The 2,478-nt window shown below is 66.8% G+C and carries 3 protein-coding genes; all 3 read right to left on the minus strand.

What is annotated here, in order from left to right:
* Positions 1-43 precede the first annotated feature (43 nt).
* Complete coding sequence (locus IEX47_RS17795; protein WP_188785486.1) at positions 44-616, minus strand: glycosyltransferase; 573 nt, start codon at positions 614-616, stop codon at positions 44-46.
* Positions 613-1,911: a COG4705 family protein gene (locus IEX47_RS17800; protein WP_188785488.1), complete on the minus strand. Its 1,299-nt coding sequence runs from the start codon at positions 1,909-1,911 to the stop codon at positions 613-615. Before IEX47_RS17800 ends, IEX47_RS17795 begins: the two co-directional genes overlap by 4 nt.
* 99 nt (positions 1,912-2,010) lie before the next feature.
* Complete coding sequence (locus IEX47_RS18130; RefSeq protein ID WP_268238998.1) at positions 2,011-2,145, minus strand: hypothetical protein; 135 nt, start codon at positions 2,143-2,145, stop codon at positions 2,011-2,013.
* Positions 2,146-2,478: the final 333 nt, after the last annotated feature.

Genomic DNA, 2,478 nt, shown 5'->3' on the forward strand with positions numbered 1-2,478 from the left:
GAAGGATTCACCCGGTGGCCGCGCCTACGTTGGAGGCACGCGCTCACTCAGGACGTCGTACACCACTCTGCTGGACTCCACTGGCGTCTCTGGTGCGCAGCCAGAGCATCGAGCGCGCGTAGTGGTTGGCTCCGGCCGAGAGCAGTCGCCGTCGTAGCGGCCAGTTCTCAGTGCGCCCTCCGCGCACGTAGCGCGAGCCGATCACCAGGTCGTTCTCCATGAGCCCGGCAAGCATCGCTGGAAGTGCAGTGACCGGATGCGACCCGTCGGCGTCCATCTGGAGGACCAGGTCGTAGCCGGCGTCCAGAGCCCACGAAAAGCCGGCGCGGTAGGCGTCACCGAGTCCGGCCTTGCCGCCGCGGGCGAGGAGCCCCAGCCAACTGCCGTACGCCGGGTGGAACCGGACGAGGTCGGCGGTGTCGTCAGGGCTGCCGTCATCGACAACCAGCACGTCCAGCACGACACCCGAAGGCAGCTCATCACGTATCTCAGCAACGTCGCGGAGGAGCCGCGGCAGCGAGTCGGCCTCGTTGTAGGTGGGGATGACGACGACGGCGCGCTGTGCACCGGCAGGGGCAGGCCCCGGTTCGGCAGGGCGCGCCGTCGTCGTGGTCATGCCCGGAACTGCTTGGTGGCCAGGTCGTGCAAGAGAACCTGCAGGGCCTTCTCCTGCACGGCGGCCGGCGCCGGCTTGATCGAGCCGTGGTCGATGGCGTAGGTCTTCAGGACGGCATCCATCTGGGTGTCGAGCGCGGTCCACGTCTTCTTGTTGACCGGCGTCAGGGCCGGGGCGTCGGCGTCCCAGTCGTCCCGCATCGTCTGCACGGTGGCGTGCGAGCCGGCGGTGTCGCCTGACCTGTCCTGGGCGATGGCCTTCGTCGTCAGAGCGCGGTACTTCGTGATCGCGGCCTTCGTCTGGGCCGGGGTGAACGCTGCCTTCGGGCAGGCCGGCATGGTCTCGCTGGCACCGGTCGGGTCGCACGTGGCGTGCGGCTGGTTGTGCGCCCACGTCATGATCCCTGCGGTTGCGATCGCGAGGGCGACGAAGCCGCCGAGCGCGATGCGCTCCTTGCGGGGGTTGGTCGTGACGGCCGGCTCGTGCGTCGCGTCGTACGTCTCGACGACGTCGCTGCGGCTGATGCTCAGGTAGACGACCGTCGCGGTGATGGCGCCGAGGAAGATCAGGCTCGTGACCAGCGTGCCGAGGCCGAGACCCACCGGCTCGGGCGGCGTGGCGTGCTTCGGCGACGCGAGCCAGTCGCCGATGTTGGCACCGAGCGGGCGGGTCAGGATGTAGGCGAGCCAGAAGGACAGCACGGGGTTCGCACCGAACTTCCACAGCGCCGCGATGGCGACGATCAGGCCGAGCGGGAGGAAGACCGACTGCGCGGGCGCCCAGCTCGTCAGCTCGAGCGTCCAGTCACCGGTCGCCGTACCGAGAGCGAACGTGACCAGGACCGTGAGCCAGTACCACGACTCGCGCGAGCGGGTGTTGATGCCGTGGATCGAGAGCGAGCGCTCACGGACCCACCACGCACCGAAGACGAGCGCCAGCAACACCGAGAAGACCGCCGTGCTCACCCAGAGCGGGATGCCGAGCTGGTCGGTGCCCATGTCGGTGTAGAGCGTGCCCGCCACGCTGACGACCACCACTGTCAGCCAGTACGGCGTCGGCACGTAGCGCCGCGTCTTCATCTGCCACGTCAGCACGGCGATGAAGATCGCCGTGAAGAGCAGCATCGTGTTGAGCAGGCCGAAGCCGAGGGTCTCGTTGATGTAGTCCGCGAAGCTCTCCCCGACCGTGGTGCACAGGATCTTGATGATCCAGAACCAGATCGTGACCTCGGGGACCTTGTTGAGCATCTCGCGCCCCGTCGCGCGGCGCGCTCCGGTTGGAGTCGTAGTCGTCATGCTGGTCAGCGTGCGACCTGCGACCTGACAACATCCTGACCATCTGAAGGCCGCAGTCACCCTCGGTTCGCGGGGCCTCCGCTGGCTGGCCGGTGCGCGTCAGTTGGGAGCTGGGACGTCCTCAACGACCTTGTCATCCTCGATGTCGTAGATCTCCACGTCGGATTGGTACCGCTGAGCTGCCCAGAGAGCATGCTCATGCGCTTCCTCGAACGAGTTGAAGTTGCCGAGCATTGACCAGAGACGACCTTCATGGCCCATGGGCCTCGGGACCGTGTAATGGATCCGGAAGGTCATGTCGTCGCCCACCGCGTCGCGCTCACGCAGAGTGTGCTCACAGAAGAAATCATGTCTTCCAGGACCTAGGTTCGACCCCTGTTCGCGCCAATTTACCTGAATTGACTGGGGCCCCCTGCCCCTCTAGTGCCGCGAGCGCTGTGCGGAGTAGGCCGAGGACTCCAGCCGCAGGCCCCGAAGTTGAGAACAGTGGAGTCCAGCAGAGTGGTGTACGACGTCCTGAGTGAGCGCGTGCCTCCAACGTAGGCGCGGCCACCGGGTGAATCCTTC

It is taken from the genome of Nocardioides phosphati, assembly GCF_014646375.1.
Classification (GTDB): domain Bacteria; phylum Actinomycetota; class Actinomycetes; order Propionibacteriales; family Nocardioidaceae; genus Nocardioides; species Nocardioides phosphati.

Coding starts and splice junctions, on each gene's coding strand:
- IEX47_RS18130 (WP_268238998.1), bottom strand. CDS start 2,145: ATGCTCGGCAACTTCAACTCGTTCGAGGAAGCGCATGAGCATGCTCTC.
- IEX47_RS17800 (WP_188785488.1), bottom strand. CDS start 1,911: ATGACGACTACGACTCCAACCGGAGCGCGCCGCGCGACGGGGCGCGAG.
- IEX47_RS17795 (WP_188785486.1), bottom strand. CDS start 616: ATGACCACGACGACGGCGCGCCCTGCCGAACCGGGGCCTGCCCCTGCC.